A 15,572-nucleotide genomic window follows, 5' to 3' on the forward strand; every position below is an offset into this window, starting at 1 on the left:
ACGACATAACATAGTCAGCTTTCAAACAATAAAACAATGGACCAAGGCAATCGTAATTTGATTACCTTGGTCCATTGTTTTTATTGTAATTTATTCCAAGAATCGGTTATTTCCTTTACCAATGGCTTTAATTGAGATTTTCTTTCTTTAAGGTAAGTGACATAGAGATCCATTGAGGCAGCCTCGTCACTGATAGGGATTTGGACTCGATCGTCAGATTCATCCAGAGATTGATCTATTTTAGAAATGTTAGTACTAAAGTAGGGGAAATTAGAATATTGGGTAATTTCAGAGAAAGCGTCACGCTGAGCCTGGTAGAGGAATTTGGCGTCAGGGATTTCTTGTTGGATAATGTCTTTCCAAATACCAATGTCAGTTAAAACAATAAAACTTAATCCTTTTAATTGCTGGAAAGTAACGGAATTTAAACTAGCTATCGCCATAAATTTATCCAGATTGACTGATAATTTTTCCGTTCCAATGTAAAGAGATTCAATTGCTGGTGTTTCAAATTCCTGATTAGTGATGATCATTGAATAGTTGTTTTCAATTAGGTTTTGTGAGATGGCATCAGTTGAGAATAGATTGTTATTAACTTCAACATTCTTAGCTAAACTCTTCATGTTTCTGAGAAGAATTAAGGGGCCTGGCACAACAGAAGCTACCTTGATGACACGGTGGCTGAAATCAAAATTTCTAACCGTATCAAAGAATTGTTGGTTCGTATCGAGTACTTTTTTTGCTTCAGTTGCGGCTAATTCACCAGTTTTAGTTAAGGAGATTCGATTAGGTTGACGATCAAAAATTTTCACGCCTAATTCATCTTCCAATTTTTGCATTCCACGAGTCACAGTCGGTTGTGTGACCATCAATTCTTCAGCTGTAGCGGCTAAGGTACCATATTTTTTGAAAGTTACGAGTTCCTCTAATAAATAATTATCTATCAAATGGGTTACCTCACAGTATGTTTTGAACGTATACTACCATGTCTATCTAGTAATTTTCAAACAATAACAATCGGTATAGTATAAGCACTGTTAAAAAGAAATGCGGAGGCAAGTGAAGATGCAAACAGTCAAATTAAATAATGGAATTGAAATGCCACAATTAGGATTTGGAGTTTTCCAAGTTACTGATCTCAAGGAATGCGAGGATGCAGTATTGAATGCTTTGCAAGCGGGGTATCGTTTGATTGATACTGCTGCAGCTTATCAAAATGAAGAAGCTGTTGGGCGTGCAATTAAAAAGAGTGGTGTTGATAGAAAGGATATTTTCTTAACATCAAAGCTTTGGGTTTCAGACGCCAACTATGACAGAGCTAAGAAAGCTATCGATACTTCTTTGGAAAAATTGGATACGGATTATCTTGATTTGTATTTGATGCATCAACCATATGGTGATGTAGCTGGAGCATGGCGTGCGATGAGTGAAGCTTATAAAGCAGGTAAAATCCGCGCTATCGGTGTTTCTAACTTTTATGCTGATCAAGTTAAAAATCTTGAATTATCAAGTGAAGTTAAACCAGTTCTTAACCAAATTGAAGTTAGTCCTTGGTATCAACAAATTGACGAAGTTAAGTTCAACCAAGACGAAGATATCCAAGTAGAAGCTTGGGCACCGTTCGCCGAAGGTAAACATGACATCTTCACTAATGAAACAATTGCTTCTATTGCTAAGAAGTATGGTAAGAAAAATGGTCAAGTCATTTTAAGATGGTTACTACAACGTGGTATCGTCGTTATTCCTAAGTCGGTTCATAGAAATCGTATGGAAGAAAATATGGATGTCTTTGATTTTGAACTATCAGATGACGATATGAAGACTATGGCAACTTTAGATAAGAAAGAAAGTCAATTCTTCGATCATCGCGATCCAACAACGATTGAACAAATCTTTGGCTCAAGTTTGGCTCAATTGAAATAATTATGAGTCCATTATTGGTTTTTAATTAAAAATCAAGTGGTTGTAAAGAGGAGAATAGATGGAATTTAAAACTTTAAACAATGGTGTTAAGATACCAATGCTTGGATTAGGTGTCTTTCGTATAAATGATCCAACTGAGTGTGAGGAAGCAGTCTATCAAGCAATTAAAGCTGGTTATCGTTTTATTGATACGGCTACGGCTTATCAAAATGAAGCAGCAGTTGGTCGTGGAATCAAACGGTCTGGAATAGATAGAAAAGAATTATTTATCTCAACTAAACTTTGGATTACAGATACGAATTATGAAGGTGCCAAAAGAGGTCTTAATAATTCTTTACGTCGTTTAGGCTTGGATTATATTGACCTGTACACTATTCATCAACCTTATAATGATTACTATGGTGCATGGCGTGCCATGGAAGAACTTTATGAAGCAGGAAAAATTAGAGCACTAGGTGTAGATAATTTCCGTCAAGATCGGTTAGCCGACTTTATTGAATTTAACAAAATAAAACCGCAAGTTAATTTATTGGAAACACATCCGTTCTATCAACGACAAGCAGAAACCGATTTTTTGAAATCAGAGAATATTCTACAAATTGCTTGGTCACCGTTTGCTGCCGGTCAATTTGGCATATTTACAGATCAGACGTTAATTAAGATTGCTAAGAATCATGGGAAAAGCGTTGGACAGGTAGTTCTTCGTTGGCTAATGCAGCGCGGTATTGCAGCAATACCAAAAACTAGTCACATTTCAAGAATGAAGGAAAATTTGGACATTTTTGATTTTGAGCTGAATAATGATGAAATGAATTCTATAGGCGAGCTTGAGCAGGGTAAAACGGTTGCGGGTAATCGTGAGACTGCTAAGGAAGTTAGAGAGTTTTTTGACGCATTCTCCCAATTAAACACAGATGAATAATGCTATCAAAAAAGTTTCAATGAACAATATAATTCATTGAAACTTTTTTATTTATCTTCATCAAATCGTAGTGTTTTTTTGATACTTTCGGGAAAATTTTTATCAACGTTTTTAGGAAATTCGCTTAAATCGTTGTCATTTAATACTTTGATGAAATGATTTATCCAACGATTGATAGTGATGTAATTAGCTTGATCACGATCTAATTTTTCTTCAAGCTGTTTTTGATATGTGGTCATTAATTCAAAACGGGTTTTAAGTGATTGACGGCCCTGAGCAGTCAAAGTAACATATTCCTTTACCATTTCAATGGGCATGTCATTTTCACGAAGAGCTTTAACTAATTTGATCCAGATCAAATCGTCTTCGCTAAAAATACGATTGTTATATTTATCTCGCTTTACATGGGGCAAAAGCCCCTTTCTATCATAATATCGGATAGCGGATTGAGTTAATCCGACATGTTCAGCTGCTTCTTGAATTGTAAGTGCCAAGTGACCGTGCTCCCTTGTTTAGAATTTTCCAAATATTTCTATTTATTTCAAATATAGCATAATTCTTATAATAAGAAATAAAGTTTCCACGTTACTATGTAATCTTGATGTATTGACTGCTGCAAATATATTTTAACAATATTTTAAAAATCAAAAGATTTATAGATATCATCAGAGCTAGTTTAATTTTACTAAAATTTGATTAAATTATAGCTGATAAAAATATAATGCGAATAAAAGTATAAATAAATATATATATAATGACAATTTAAGTCCATAAAATTTGCCTTGAAGCGTGGTTTAAGGCTTAATATGAAGCCGATTACATAAAGGGAGGATATTCATTTGTCAAAATATGAGGACGAAGTAAAAAATAATAATATATTTGGCTTCGGTGCTTTGAATGAAGCCTATGGTAAGTACTTTTCAGGTAACAGTTATGCTCAAGGACTAGTTCAGTCTGAAGACAATATTGATTTTAATGTTGCCAATGTTAACTTTGAACCCGGAGTTCGTAATAATTGGCATATTCATCATGATGGCTATCAAATCATATTAGTTACTCAAGGTGAAGGTTGGTCTCAAATTGAAGGCGAAAAGCCTAGAAGCTTGAAACCTGGTGACGTCGCAGTATTTAAGGAAGGCGTCAAGCATTGGCATGGAGCAAAAAAGAATTCATGGTTCTCGCATTTAGCAATTACTAAGGGAACTACAGAATGGTTAGAGCCAGTTTCTGATGCAGATTACGACAAATTACCAGAATAAAAACAGAAGAGGATAAATATTATGGCAGATAAAATTACAGCAGGTCGCGACAATTTGGGAGATTTTGCTCCTGAGTTTGCTCATTTTAATGATGATGTTTTATTTGGTGAAGTTTGGTCCAGAGAAGATAAACTTTCCGCACATGATAGAAGCATGATTACTATTGCAGCACTTATGTCAGCAGGAAATTTTGAACAATTAAAGAGTCATTTAGTAATGGGAAAAGCTCATGGTATTACTAAGGACGAAATAGTTGAGATTATTACACAATTGGGATTTTATTGTGGATGGCCTAAGGCTTGGAGTGCATTCAACTTGGCCAAGGAAGTATACGCTGACAAAAAATAACTTTTAATAAATTATTGCTTATTTATGGAGGAATGAATGTATGTCAGATGAAAACTTAGAGATTAAAAAACAAGGTTTTTATTCAGCTGGGGGTACGGTTCAAAAGGCTGATGGAACTTTTGATCCGATCAAAGGTCAGATGTCACCAGAAGGTCAAATAAGACATTCAGATCATGCTAATGTTTTTTATCAGTTACCAAGTAAGGGTAATGGACATAACATTATGTTTTTACCAGGATATGGCCAATCAAGAGTTAGTTACATGAGTACTCCAGACGGGCGTCCTGGATTTTCAGATATATTCTTGAAGAAAGGATATGGCGTTTACTTAATTGATCAACCGCGTCGTGGTGAAGCGGGTCAATCATCCGTTCCCATGACTCTCAGTGCACAACCTGACGATTTAAATTGGTTCACTCAATTCAGACTCGGACTATGGCCTAAGTTTATGAAAAATGCTCAATTTCCGACAGATGACCCCAGATACCGGAGAAATTGATTTTCCCCTTATTACTTCAACCGCGGTCGAAGCATTAAAGAAATCTGGACCATCCGTCTTAATGACACACTCACAAGGCGGAGTTCCGGGTTGGATGATTGGTTCAGCAAGTGATGATGTTACTGCTATTATCGCAATTGAACCAGGTGCTTTTGTCTTTCCTAAGGAGGAAGTACCAGAAAAAATCGTGACAAAATATCCAATGGCAATTGAGGGGATTCCAGTTTCAGATGATGATTATGTTTCTCTAATTAAGAAACCAATTGTCGTGTACTTTGGAGATAATATTCCATCAGAACCATCAAAGGTACCTGCTTGGGACTTTTGGCGTGGATCAGAAGGTGCAGAGTATTATTTTGATTACAAGCGTGGTGCTGCTGTTAACCGAGTTGAATTTGTCTCATGGTCACAACTTGATTGGCAAGAATTCCATCCAACAGAAATTGTTAAAGATTTGAAACAACCATATTTGATGATTTGTGGTGAAAATGCTTTTACACGTCCAGGAGCTGAAGTAATGTTTAAAAATGCTGGAAGTGAAAATAAGAAACTAGTTATTATCCCTAAAGCTCGTCATTTTGATTTATATGATGGGGAAGATTATGTTCCAACGGCAATTGAAAATATTACGGAATTCTTGCAAAAGAATATCTAGATGAAGAGATTTTCAAAAGGGATTGATCCGATTAGAATCAATTCCTTTTGAAATTAAGATGGAAATATAATTAATCACTATACATCAGACGTATAGCAGCATGCTTAGGTAGTAATTTTCAAGTTACCATTTCGGCTATACAATGAATTCATCAAGTAAGCAAAGAGGAAAAAATGCAAACAGTTAAATTAAATAACGGCATTGAAATGCCACAATTAGGATTTGGAGTTTTTCAAGTAACAGATTTAAATCAATGTGAACAAGCAGTTGTCGATGCAATTGCTTCAGGCTATAGATTGATTGATACTGCTGCAGCTTATCAAAATGAAGAAGCCGTTGGTCGTGCAATCAAAAGAAGTGGTGTTGATAGAAAAGATCTATTCATTACTTCAAAGCTTTGGGTTTCAGACGCAAATTATGAGAGAGCTAAGGCTGGTATTGAAACATCATTAAAGAATTTAGATGTTGATTATATAGATCTTTATTTATTACATCAACCATATGGTGATGTAGCTGGAGCATGGCGTGCGATGAGTGAAGCTTATAAAGCTGGAAAAATTCGTGCCATCGGTGTTTCAAACTTTTACCCTGATCAATTAAAGAATTTGGAACTTTCAAGTGAGATCAAGCCAGTAATTAATCAAATTGAAACTAGTCCTTGGATGCAAGAAAAGAGTGAAGTTAAATTTGCTCAAGGCGAGGATATTCAAGTTGAAGCTTGGGCACCATTTGCTGAAGGTAAGCATGACATCTTTACTAATGAAACAATTGCTTCTATTGGTAAGAAATATGATAAGAGTAATGGTCAAGTGATTTTGAGATGGTTACTACAACGAGGTATCGTCGTTATTCCTAAGTCAGTTCATAAGAATCGCATGGAAGAGAATATGAATGTTTTTGATTTTGAACTATCAGATGACGATATGAAGACTATGGCAACATTAGATAAAAAAGAAAGCCAATTCTTTGATCACCGTGACCCAGCAACGATTGAACAAGTCTTTGGTTCAAGTTTGGCTCAATTAAAATAATTTTTCGGAGGAATTTATATTATGACAAAAGTATTAATTTTAGGCGCTAATGGTCAAGTAGCAAGAATTGTTGAAAAACGTCTCTTAAAGGAACAACCAGATGTTGAATTGACATTGTTCTTACGTAATAGTGGACGTCTTGATTCATTGAAGGATGAAAAGAATGTCACAATTATTGATGGTGATATTGCTAATTATGATGATGTAAACAATGCATCAAAGGGTCAAGATATTGTGTATGTATCAACAGTTGATCACACTTCTGACAACATCATTACTAAAAACGTTGTGAAAGCTGCCAAGGAAAATAACGTTCCACGGATTATCGAGACTAGTTTACTTGGAATCTATAATGAAGTTCCTGGTGAATATGGTCAATGGAACTACAATCAAGTTAAGAGTGGCTTACCAGCTGCAATTAATGCCGATAAACTTCTATCAGAATCAGGTATTTCATATACTACCTTACGTTTCCCATGGTTGAATGATCGTGATGAAGTTAAGTATTCAATTACACATAAAGATGAAAAATATGTTGGTGTTTCTGGATCACGTCAAAGTATGGCTGATGTGATTGTTAAGATCATCAATGATCCTAAATACTTAGCTAATGATAGTGTTGGAATCGCCGATCCTGATACACAAGGTGAAACTAGACCCGTATATTAATCAAAAATAGCCTTGCATTTTTGCAAGACTATTTTATATTTCTAAATTCATTGTTAGTTTTGAACTGAATAGCGTAGCCAAACGGCATTGTTATCAAGTTGTTGTACATTCTTTAAAGTTAAGGGAACTGGTTTACGACCTTTTGGTCGACCATCAAATACGGCTGGCATGTTTGCACGACCGTCGACTCCAGCACCAATAACGAGACTAATCTCATCAGTAAGACCGGCATCCAGAAACGATCCGTTGATATGTCCACCACCAACGATAGCCATTCGTTCTACATCAAATTTGTCAGCCAGAATCTCAACGGCTCTATTTAGATCAATTTTGGTTTTTCCAGTGGCAATCCAAGAAATATGATTTTGATCAAGATAAGCTAAATAGTCTTTTTTGACTTGTTCACTAGTGATGATTAAATGTGGCTTTTTAGCATTTAGGTCATCTTCCCAAAGTAAGACACCTTTGGTATCGACAATCACTTCGTAACCTTTGGCATCAGAATTCTTGGCGAAATCTTCCTGCCCCAGTGGTTCAGAATGCTGAGATTCAAATCTACCAGCATGAGACAATTCAGTTTCGGCAGTAACACGACCACTCAAGGTTGTTGGAGCTTCAATACTTTGTAAGGTTGGATAATAATTGACAGTTCCTCTAAGTTGTTCAGTCATATCACAGTCAATTCGACCATCGAGTGAGACCATCATGTGACAAATAATATATGGTTTATTCATGAGTTTCCTCCAATAAGATAATTATTTTTAGTTTAATCCTTAAAGTAAACTTGAGGTCAAGACTTAAAACCAAAGAAGCTAAGTATACGCTTGAAGCAAGCTAGCATGTTTATGTAGTAATTTTCAAGTGAGTCCGATGGCTATACAATGAACTCATCAAGTAAGCAAACAGAGAAATTTATTACGATTAGAAAATCGAGGAAAAATTAATATGACAGAAGAAACTTTTAACTTAAATAACGGTGTAGAGATTCCTGCTATGGGAATCGGTACTTTTCAAATGCCAGTTGATGCTGCTGAACAAGCAGTCGTTGATGCATTAAAGGATGGCTATCGTTTGATCGATACAGCCAATGGTTATATGAATGAAACAGGTGTTGGTCGTGGAATCAAGCGCTCTGGTGTTAATCGTTCTGACATTTTCTTGAGTACTAAATTATGGCCTAGTGTTTATACTGACGAGAATGCAGTTGATGATTCTTTGAAACGTTTAGGAACTGATTATGTTGATTTGATGTTCTTACATCAACCAGCTGGTGACTTCTTAAGTGGTTACAAGCAACTCGAAAAAGCCTATAAGGATGGCAAAGTTAAAGCTATTGGAATTTCTAATTTCCAAGGTGAAAAATTGCAGCAACTTTTGGACAATGCAGAGATCAAACCACAAGTTATTCAATCAGAAGCTCATCCTTACTTTACCGAAGATGAAGTTAGAAAGGTTTTGAAACCATTTGGAACAAGATTGATGGCTTGGTATCCATTAGGTCATGGTGATAAGAGTTTGATCAATGAACCAGTCTTTGCTCAATTGGGTCAAAAATATGGTAAGTCTAGTGCACAGATTATTTTGCGCTGGCACACACAAATGGGCTTTATTGTAATTCCTGGTTCAACTAATCCTGATCATATCAAGGATAACCATAATATTTTTGATTTCACTTTAACTGATGAAGAAATGGCACAAATTGCTGCTATTAAGAAGAATATTCGTTACTACACACCATCAGCTGAAGCAGAAGAACGTTATGCCAATATGAAATTAGATTTTAGTACTGAAAAATAATAATAATATAGAAGAGGTTTATATATGAGTGAATCAAAAGTAATCGTAATTACCGGAGCATCAAGTGGTATTGGTAAAGCCAGTGCTGAGTTATTAGCTAAAGATGGCGCTAAATTAGTTTTAGGTGCCCGTCGCGAAAATGTATTAAAAGAAATTGCTGAGAATATTGATAAATTAGGTGGCGAAGCTGTCTATCAATCAACTGATGTTACTGATGACGATCAAGTAGAATCATTAGCTAAATTAGCTATCGACAAATTTGGCAGAATTGATGTTTGGATCAATAATGCCGGAATCATGCCACAATCTGTTTTATCTGAAAAGAAGATTCAAGATTGGAACAACATGATTGATATCAACATCAAAGGTACTTTGTACGGTATTGGTGCCGCTATCCCTTATATGGACAAACAAAAGTCTGGTCATATCATCAATGTTTCATCAGTTGCTGGACACCAAGCTCACCAAGGTAGTGCCGTTTACTCAGCTACAAAATATGCTGTTCGTGCTATTAGTGAATCACTTCGCCAAGAAATGGTCGATGCTAAGAACAATGTTCGTGTAACAGTTATTTCACCTGGTGCTATCAATACTGGATTATTATCCTCAGTTACTGATCCCGAAGTTAAAGCTGGTATGGAGAAGTTCTACGCTGCATACAGTATTCCAGTTGAACGTGTTGCTTTGACAATCAAACAAGCAATTGATCTACCAGCTGATGCAGCTTGGAATGAAGTTGTTATTCGTCCAACTAATCAATCAGGTTAAAAATAAATTTATCAAAAAATTTGAGGGAGATATTTAGCTATGAAAGCAGCAACGTTTGTAGAACCAGGAAAAATGGAAGTTAGAGATTATGATATGCCAAAGATCCAACAGCCTACCGATGCAATCATTAAGATTGTTCGTGCTTGTGTCTGTGGTTCAGATTTATGGTGGTACCGTGGTCTTGCTAAACGTGAAAAGGGTTCAACTGTCGGTCATGAAGCCATTGGTATCGTTCAAGAAGTCGGAGCAGATGTTAAAGATGTTAAAGTCGGCGACTTTGTAATTGCTCCATTCACACATGGCTGTGGTCATTGTGCCGCTTGTTTAGCAGGATTTGACGGCGACTGCATGAACAAAGAAGCTGGTGGCAATGGTGGTTATCAAGGTGAATACTTGAGATTTATCAATGCTAACTGGGCTTTAGTTAAGATCCCCGGTCAACCAGAAGACTATTCAGATGATATGCTTAACAACTTCTTAGCTTTAGCTGATGTTATGGCTACAGGATATCATGCTGCTTCTAGTGCTGAAGTTAAAGACGGCGATACAGTTGTTGTAATGGGCGACGGTGCTGTTGGGTTATCTGGTGTTATCTCAGCTAAATTACGTGGTGCAAAACGTATTATTGCTATGAGTCGTCATGAAGACAGACAAAAATTGGCTAAAGAATTCGGGGCTACTGATATCATCCCAGAACGTGGTGATGAGGCTGTTGAAAAGGTTATGGAGCTAACTGATGGCAATGGTGCTGACGCTGTTCTTGAGTGTGTTGGGACCGAACAATCAGTTGATACAGCTGTTAAAGTTGGACGTCCCGGTGCCATTGTTGGACGTGTTGGTGTTCCTCAAAAACCAGAAATGAATACCAATAACTTGTTCTGGAAGAATATCGGACTCCGTGGTGGGGTTGCCTCTGTTACAACAGACGATAAGAACGTTCTTTTGGATGCGGTATTAAGTGGCAAGATCAATCCAGGAAAAGTCTTCACTAAGAGATTTACACTTGATCAAATTCAAGAAGCTTATGAAGCTATGGATAAAAGAACTGCTATCAAATCATTGATCATTGTTAGTGGTAAATAAAGTAAACACATTTTAAAGTAATAAAAAAACTTTAACTTAGTCGGTTAAAGTTTTTATTTTTGCTAAAAATGTCTAAAGAGGGATTTGTTTTTGAAAAAAGAAGTAAGAACGAATAAACAAAGGTTTGGAATAGCCTTACCAATCATTCTTTTAACGTATTTTATGATAATTCTAGATAATTCAATTATTTTTACAAGTACAGTTAAAATAGCAAATGATTTGTCTTTAAACAATCAATCATTATCATGGATAACTAACGCCTATGCCTTAACTTTTGGGGGATTACTGTTATTTTCCGGTAAAGCCGGCGATGTCTTTGGTAGAAAAAGAGTCTATTTAATTGGACTGGCAATTTTTAGCGTTAGTTCATTATTAGTTGGACTTTCAAATAGTGCTGCTATGATTATCTCCATGCGTGCCGTTCAAGGTATCGGTTCATCAATTCTTGCTCCGAGTACTTTAGCATTGTTGATGGATAATTATTCGGGAAAAATGCGAACGAAAGCTATTGGTTATTACGGAGCGACCGCCGGATTGGGATCTAGTTTTGGACTTGTAATTGGTGGTATTATTGCCAGTTATTGGTCTTGGAGAGTGGGATTTTTCTTAAATTTTCCAATCGGAATTGCCATGTTATTACTCTCAATTAAATATTTGAGATCTGAAAAAACTTATGCTGAAAAAATTGATATTTTAGGAACTATTTTTTCGATTTTAGGAATCTCAGCTTTAGTCTATAGTATTGATGGAACTAACTATCGAGGATTATCATTGATTGTTGCCATCGTCAGTTTGATACTTTTCGTATTTCAGGAAAATAAATCTTCAGAACCAATTATGCCATTAACACTGTTCAAAAATTCGGAACGTAGTTTTGCTTATCTGGCCAGATTTGCATATATGGGATTTGCGGTATCGTACTTCTTCTTAACCCCATTGGCTATGCAAAGAGTATATGGATTTAGTCCCTTAGGATCAGCTCTTGGCTTTTTACCTGAAACAATTCCACAATTCATTTTTGCAGCGGTTGAGACTAGATTATCAACCAAGATTAGCAATTCCAAGTTATTGATTACTGGGATGGTTATTACATTTATAGGGGTACTTGCTACTGCAATTTTAGGAATTGGGTCTGGTTATGTGCTATCGATAGCTATTCCTATGATATTCGTCGGAATTGGACAGGCATTTGTGCTCAGTCCGTTGACTGTTTCTGGAGTTTCCCATACAACTCCAGAAATGACGGGTTCAGCTTCAGGTATTGTTAATACAGTCCATCAAATTGGTGGGTCAGTTGGATTATCTGTTGTTGTGACTTTAGTCAGCCGTTATTCGAATCCAGCAATGTCCTATAATCATGCAATGATATGGATTACTGTTTTAGTTGGTATAGCTCTAATCTTTTCATTAGGGATTATCATTTTTAACAATAGAAAAAAGTTGAAATCAAATTAATTTAGAAAGTATTCTCTATAATCCTTAACGTAATTTGCAATGTTACGTGGAGAATGTCCTAAAATTCTTTCGGTTTCATCAGTAACAGTTTTGGCGTTTCCCAGCTGAGTTATGAGGTAGAGCATTACCATGACGTTGACGAAATCCTTTTTCATACCGCGTTTTAACATGGTGTGGCGAAACTTTAAAAGACTAGGTTTGCTATAAGTGATTTTGGTTCCTAGTACTTGAGTCATTACTTCGGCAATTTCATAATAGGTCAAAGCTTGTGGACCAGTGATATTGAGTTTTTGATGAAGGTATTTGTCATCTAAGAGAGCTATAGCTGCTACGTCAGCGATATCACGGGTATCAATGAAACTAGTTTTGGATTTGCCAGCGGGGATAAAGAGATCATGATTTTTGACAATGTCCTCGCGATGAGTTGTGTTAAGGTTTTGCATGAAAAAACTTGGTCTGATAAAGGTATAAGGTAAATTCAACTCTTCAATTAGAGCTTCAATTTTATGATGGGGTGTTCGAGGATTTTTTTCGACACCAAAGAGTGAAATAAAAACGACTTGTTTTAATTGTTGCTCTTGAACATATTTCAAAAATGGCAACATATCTTTTTCAGGTTGAGCTAATTGTGGGGGACGAACGAAGAATATTTTTGCGACGTCTGTCAAAGCACTTTCAAAGGTAGAAGAATCTAAAAAATCAAAATGTCTCAATTCAAGATCAGGAATACTTGCTAATTTTTCCTGGTCTTTTTTGATATTGTGAACGCCAGCGACAACCTTAATGTTATGATTTTGACTCAAATTTTGAACTAGTGGGAACCCAATATTGCCATTGGCACCGATAATTAATATTTTTTCCATATTACACCTCGTCTGATTTTAAAAATTTACTCAATAGTTGATTAAGTTCTGTTTGTTCTGGAGTTGATAAGTGGTTTAAGTAAGAATCCATGACCTGATTACTGATTTGTTGTCCAAGATTTAAGTATTTCTCGCCACTTGATGTTAAAGAGATCAGATAGGAACGTTTGTCAGCTGAATCGACTTTTTTAGTGATTATTTTCTTAGTTTCTAAGCGATTAACAATCCCAGAAGCCGTGGGTCTATCCATATTTAAAGCTTGGGCAATGTTTTTAACAGTAGCTTGTTTTCGCGGAGACAAGAGATAAATTTGTTCCGCCACAGCCCACTGTTGAATAGTTATATTTTCCTTTAGTAATTGTTGATTTAATTGATAGCGAATTTCTTTAGAAATCTGCATTAAAAGATAACCTGTATTCAAGAAGATTCCTCCTATATAGTTAGTACACTAACTATATTATAGACGATTGGTCAAATATATCCAAAAATTGTCTGAATCTCTTGCTATCAAACGCGTTCGAGGGTCTACATTATAGTTGAGATCCAGAAAGGAAAGTGGAAAAATGTTTGCATATGTACAGATTTTTAAAGGTAAAAATAATGTGTCATACGGTTATGTCGATCTTTCTTTTACAAAGGATGCACTCGTAATTTCAACGTTAAAGGGTGATTTGCATCACAGTATCAGAGTTCCAATTAAGGAAATGACCGATATTGTGACGGGTAAATATGAAGGTTGGAATCAAGTTAAATTTACTTGTAATGATTTGAAATATTCAATTACTTATAGTGGCTATGGTGGTTATGACTATGTGAAGAATCATCTCATGGCAGACCTATTAGCTGAGTCATAAGTCTAAAAAATACAATGAGCCTGGCAATCCAATTAGATTACCAGGCTCAATATTTGTCTTGTTCTATTTTTGCTTAAGCTCTGTGCCAAGCAGCATAACCAATTGAAGGGAAGATTCCAATTAGTTGGTTAACTTGTTTACGATCGAATTTAAATTGAATTGCTGGCAACAATGCGTTGACAGCATTTTCAGCTTGATCACTGACTTCGGTGACACCAACTAAGTGTCCTTCATTATCGTGAATCTGCTTGCTTTCAGCGATAGGTTCTTTATCAACTTGATAATACCAATAGTTGGCAAGATCATTAGTGCTAATCTTGTAGCCTTTGTCTTTGGCTTCTTCAACTGACATACCGGCTTTAGCGATACGTGGAGAAGTGAAGACAACTGAAGGGATAACGGGATATTCAATGGCGTCTTGAGTTTGTCCGGAGAATAGTTCCATTAAGTATTTGGATTCAAAGTAAGCTGCAGGAGTAACTTTTGGAAGGTCGTTAGAGACAACATCGCCAGCAGCATAAATGTTCTCAACGTTTGTTTGGAGATGATCGTTTACGAAGACACCGGTTTTGTCATATTTAACGCCGATTTTTTCCAATCCGAGGTTATCAAGATTAGGAATTCTTCCAGTTGCGTCTAAAATCCAGTCGGTTGTTAAGGTTTGATTGTCGCCATAAGTAATTTGATAGGCGTCATTCTTTTTAGCAAAGGCTTGTACGTTAGAATTTTCAATAAATGTCACGCCACGCTTTTTCAAGTCATCGACGACTTTTTGAACATATGGTTGATAGAATTTTCTTAGAACTTTGTCGGTATGTAGCATAACCGTCACATCAGCCCCAGATTCATTGGCCATAGTAGCGAATTCCATCCCGATGTATCCAGAACCGATAATGGTTAATTTCTTAGGCAATTTCTTCAAGTTGAGGAAGTCTTCACTGTCATGAGCTAAGTCAGTTCCGGGAATATCCAAGCGATGGGGTCTCAAACCTGTAGCAATAACGATCTTTTCAGCAGTAACTTTCTTTTGGTCATCCACAATAACGGTGTGCTCGTCTTGAAATTGGGCGAATCCTTTGATGATTGTAGCACCAGCATTTTCCAAGCGATCAGTTAATCCTTGTGGCAAAACATCAATGATCTCTTGTTTGTGTTCAATGTTTTTAGTCCAATCAATTGAAATATCGCCCTTTAAAATACCATTTAAACGTTGTGCTTCACGGGTCACTTTGACTGGCTCATCAAGTGCAATTTTGGCATTACAACCACGGTTAGGACAAGTACCGCCGACTAAGCCGCTTTCGATAACACCAACGGAAACACCACTCTCAGCTAAAGGCGCAGCTCCGTCAAAAGTTGCGTGTCCAGCACCGATATAGAGTACCTCATAATCAAATTTTTCAGACATTAAATTATCCCTCCAATAATTATTCTATATGTTAAATT

19 protein-coding genes are annotated in these 15,572 nt (G+C 36.3%); 13 read left to right on the forward strand and 6 right to left on the reverse strand.

Annotated elements, in window-relative coordinates:
* Positions 1 to 80 precede the first annotated feature (80 nt).
* On the reverse strand, positions 81 to 947 hold the full coding sequence (locus LA20249_RS09010) for a LysR family transcriptional regulator (RefSeq protein ID WP_057738915.1): 867 nt from the start codon (positions 945 to 947) through the stop codon (positions 81 to 83).
* A 118-nt stretch (positions 948 to 1,065) separates the two neighbouring features.
* Here LA20249_RS09010 and LA20249_RS09015 point away from each other — a divergent pair, with 118 nt between their 5' ends.
* Together LA20249_RS09015 and LA20249_RS09020 are read left to right on the forward strand one after the other, a co-directional pair.
* On the forward strand, positions 1,066 to 1,923 hold the full coding sequence (locus LA20249_RS09015) for an aldo/keto reductase (protein ID WP_101836897.1): 858 nt from the start codon (positions 1,066 to 1,068) through the stop codon (positions 1,921 to 1,923).
* A gap of 58 nt (positions 1,924 to 1,981) precedes the next feature.
* Entirely contained in the window at positions 1,982 to 2,845 is an 864-nt protein-coding gene (locus LA20249_RS09020; RefSeq protein ID WP_057739014.1) for an aldo/keto reductase, read from the forward strand.
* 47 nt (positions 2,846 to 2,892) lie between these two features.
* Here LA20249_RS09020 and LA20249_RS09025 read toward each other — a convergent pair whose 3' ends face one another.
* Complete coding sequence (locus LA20249_RS09025) at positions 2,893 to 3,339, reverse strand: MerR family transcriptional regulator (RefSeq protein WP_057739015.1); 447 nt, start codon at positions 3,337 to 3,339, stop codon at positions 2,893 to 2,895.
* 345 nt (positions 3,340 to 3,684) lie between these two features.
* Here LA20249_RS09025 and LA20249_RS09030 point away from each other — a divergent pair, with 345 nt between their 5' ends.
* From LA20249_RS09030 to LA20249_RS09055, 6 genes are all read left to right on the forward strand, one after another.
* On the forward strand, positions 3,685 to 4,104 hold the full coding sequence (locus LA20249_RS09030; protein WP_057739016.1) for a cupin domain-containing protein: 420 nt from the start codon (positions 3,685 to 3,687) through the stop codon (positions 4,102 to 4,104).
* Between the two features lie 21 nt (positions 4,105 to 4,125).
* The gene (locus tag LA20249_RS09035; protein WP_057739017.1) at positions 4,126 to 4,452 is read left to right on the forward strand and encodes a carboxymuconolactone decarboxylase family protein; all 327 of its coding nucleotides are present in this window, start codon (positions 4,126 to 4,128) and stop codon (positions 4,450 to 4,452) included.
* Positions 4,453 to 4,492: 40 nt separating this feature from the next.
* Positions 4,493 to 4,951: an alpha/beta hydrolase family protein gene (locus LA20249_RS09040; protein WP_057739018.1), complete on the forward strand. Its 459-nt coding sequence runs from the start codon at positions 4,493 to 4,495 to the stop codon at positions 4,949 to 4,951.
* A 61-nt stretch (positions 4,952 to 5,012) separates the two neighbouring features.
* Entirely contained in the window at positions 5,013 to 5,606 is a 594-nt protein-coding gene (locus tag LA20249_RS09045; protein ID WP_158294594.1) for an alpha/beta hydrolase, read from the forward strand.
* Between the two features lie 173 nt (positions 5,607 to 5,779).
* A complete protein-coding gene (locus LA20249_RS09050) occupies positions 5,780 to 6,637 on the forward strand; it encodes an aldo/keto reductase (protein WP_101836898.1) in 858 nt (285 codons plus the stop codon).
* A 21-nt stretch (positions 6,638 to 6,658) separates the two neighbouring features.
* Positions 6,659 to 7,306, forward strand: a complete 648-nt coding sequence (locus LA20249_RS09055) for an NAD(P)H-binding protein (protein ID WP_057738577.1) — start codon at positions 6,659 to 6,661, stop codon at positions 7,304 to 7,306.
* A 53-nt stretch (positions 7,307 to 7,359) separates the two neighbouring features.
* Here the strand turns inward: LA20249_RS09055 and LA20249_RS09060 are convergent, their stop codons facing one another.
* Positions 7,360 to 8,040, reverse strand: a complete 681-nt coding sequence (locus tag LA20249_RS09060) for a dihydrofolate reductase family protein (protein WP_057738575.1) — start codon at positions 8,038 to 8,040, stop codon at positions 7,360 to 7,362.
* Between the two features lie 211 nt (positions 8,041 to 8,251).
* Between LA20249_RS09060 and LA20249_RS09065 the strand changes: the two genes are divergently transcribed.
* The 4 genes from LA20249_RS09065 to LA20249_RS09080 all read left to right on the forward strand — a co-directional run bounded on the left by LA20249_RS09065 (position 8,252) and on the right by LA20249_RS09080 (position 12,409).
* Positions 8,252 to 9,103: an aldo/keto reductase gene (locus tag LA20249_RS09065; protein ID WP_057738573.1), complete on the forward strand. Its 852-nt coding sequence runs from the start codon at positions 8,252 to 8,254 to the stop codon at positions 9,101 to 9,103.
* A gap of 24 nt (positions 9,104 to 9,127) precedes the next feature.
* Entirely contained in the window at positions 9,128 to 9,871 is a 744-nt protein-coding gene (locus LA20249_RS09070) for an SDR family oxidoreductase (protein ID WP_057738571.1), read from the forward strand.
* Positions 9,872 to 9,910: 39 nt separating this feature from the next.
* Positions 9,911 to 10,954, forward strand: coding sequence for a zinc-dependent alcohol dehydrogenase family protein (locus LA20249_RS09075; protein WP_057738569.1), 1,044 nt, complete (start codon positions 9,911 to 9,913; stop codon positions 10,952 to 10,954).
* A 90-nt stretch (positions 10,955 to 11,044) separates the two neighbouring features.
* The gene (locus LA20249_RS09080) at positions 11,045 to 12,409 is read left to right on the forward strand and encodes an MFS transporter (protein WP_083477911.1); all 1,365 of its coding nucleotides are present in this window, start codon (positions 11,045 to 11,047) and stop codon (positions 12,407 to 12,409) included.
* Here the strand turns inward: LA20249_RS09080 and LA20249_RS09085 are convergent.
* Both LA20249_RS09085 and LA20249_RS09090 read right to left on the reverse strand, forming a co-directional pair.
* Entirely contained in the window at positions 12,406 to 13,272 is an 867-nt protein-coding gene (locus LA20249_RS09085) for an SDR family oxidoreductase (RefSeq protein WP_057738567.1), read from the reverse strand. The two genes, LA20249_RS09080 and LA20249_RS09085, sit on opposite strands and share 4 nt — an antisense overlap.
* A gap of 1 nt (position 13,273) precedes the next feature.
* The gene (locus LA20249_RS09090; protein WP_057738565.1) at positions 13,274 to 13,693 is read right to left on the reverse strand and encodes a MarR family winged helix-turn-helix transcriptional regulator; all 420 of its coding nucleotides are present in this window, start codon (positions 13,691 to 13,693) and stop codon (positions 13,274 to 13,276) included.
* Positions 13,694 to 13,835: 142 nt separating this feature from the next.
* Between LA20249_RS09090 and LA20249_RS09095 the strand changes: the two genes are divergently transcribed.
* Positions 13,836 to 14,126 (forward strand): hypothetical protein, encoded by a 291-nt coding sequence (locus LA20249_RS09095; protein ID WP_057738562.1) that lies wholly within the window; start codon positions 13,836 to 13,838, stop codon positions 14,124 to 14,126.
* A 73-nt stretch (positions 14,127 to 14,199) separates the two neighbouring features.
* Here LA20249_RS09095 and LA20249_RS09100 read toward each other — a convergent pair whose 3' ends face one another.
* The gene (locus LA20249_RS09100; protein ID WP_057738560.1) at positions 14,200 to 15,534 is read right to left on the reverse strand and encodes a dihydrolipoyl dehydrogenase family protein; all 1,335 of its coding nucleotides are present in this window, start codon (positions 15,532 to 15,534) and stop codon (positions 14,200 to 14,202) included.
* Between the last annotated feature and the right edge of the window lie 38 nt (positions 15,535 to 15,572).

The sequence above is a fragment of the Companilactobacillus alimentarius DSM 20249 genome, assembly GCF_002849895.1.
Classification (GTDB): Bacteria; Bacillota; Bacilli; order Lactobacillales; family Lactobacillaceae; genus Companilactobacillus; species Companilactobacillus alimentarius.

Bases quoted from the DNA above. Each gene is read 5' to 3' on its own strand.
- LA20249_RS09015 (WP_101836897.1), top strand. From the start codon at position 1,066: ATGCAAACAGTCAAATTAAATAATGGAATTGAAATGCCACAATTAGGA.
- LA20249_RS09020 (WP_057739014.1), top strand. From the start codon at position 1,982: ATGGAATTTAAAACTTTAAACAATGGTGTTAAGATACCAATGCTTGGA.
- LA20249_RS09035 (WP_057739017.1), top strand. From the start codon at position 4,126: ATGGCAGATAAAATTACAGCAGGTCGCGACAATTTGGGAGATTTTGCT.
- LA20249_RS09040 (WP_057739018.1), top strand. From the start codon at position 4,493: ATGTCAGATGAAAACTTAGAGATTAAAAAACAAGGTTTTTATTCAGCT.
- LA20249_RS09045 (WP_158294594.1), top strand. From the start codon at position 5,013: ATGACACACTCACAAGGCGGAGTTCCGGGTTGGATGATTGGTTCAGCA.
- LA20249_RS09050 (WP_101836898.1), top strand. From the start codon at position 5,780: ATGCAAACAGTTAAATTAAATAACGGCATTGAAATGCCACAATTAGGA.
- LA20249_RS09055 (WP_057738577.1), top strand. From the start codon at position 6,659: ATGACAAAAGTATTAATTTTAGGCGCTAATGGTCAAGTAGCAAGAATT.
- LA20249_RS09060 (WP_057738575.1), bottom strand. From the start codon at position 8,040: ATGAATAAACCATATATTATTTGTCACATGATGGTCTCACTCGATGGT.
- LA20249_RS09065 (WP_057738573.1), top strand. From the start codon at position 8,252: ATGACAGAAGAAACTTTTAACTTAAATAACGGTGTAGAGATTCCTGCT.
- LA20249_RS09070 (WP_057738571.1), top strand. From the start codon at position 9,128: ATGAGTGAATCAAAAGTAATCGTAATTACCGGAGCATCAAGTGGTATT.
- LA20249_RS09075 (WP_057738569.1), top strand. From the start codon at position 9,911: ATGAAAGCAGCAACGTTTGTAGAACCAGGAAAAATGGAAGTTAGAGAT.
- LA20249_RS09085 (WP_057738567.1), bottom strand. From the start codon at position 13,272: ATGGAAAAAATATTAATTATCGGTGCCAATGGCAATATTGGGTTCCCA.
- LA20249_RS09095 (WP_057738562.1), top strand. From the start codon at position 13,836: ATGTTTGCATATGTACAGATTTTTAAAGGTAAAAATAATGTGTCATAC.
- LA20249_RS09100 (WP_057738560.1), bottom strand. From the start codon at position 15,534: ATGTCTGAAAAATTTGATTATGAGGTACTCTATATCGGTGCTGGACAC.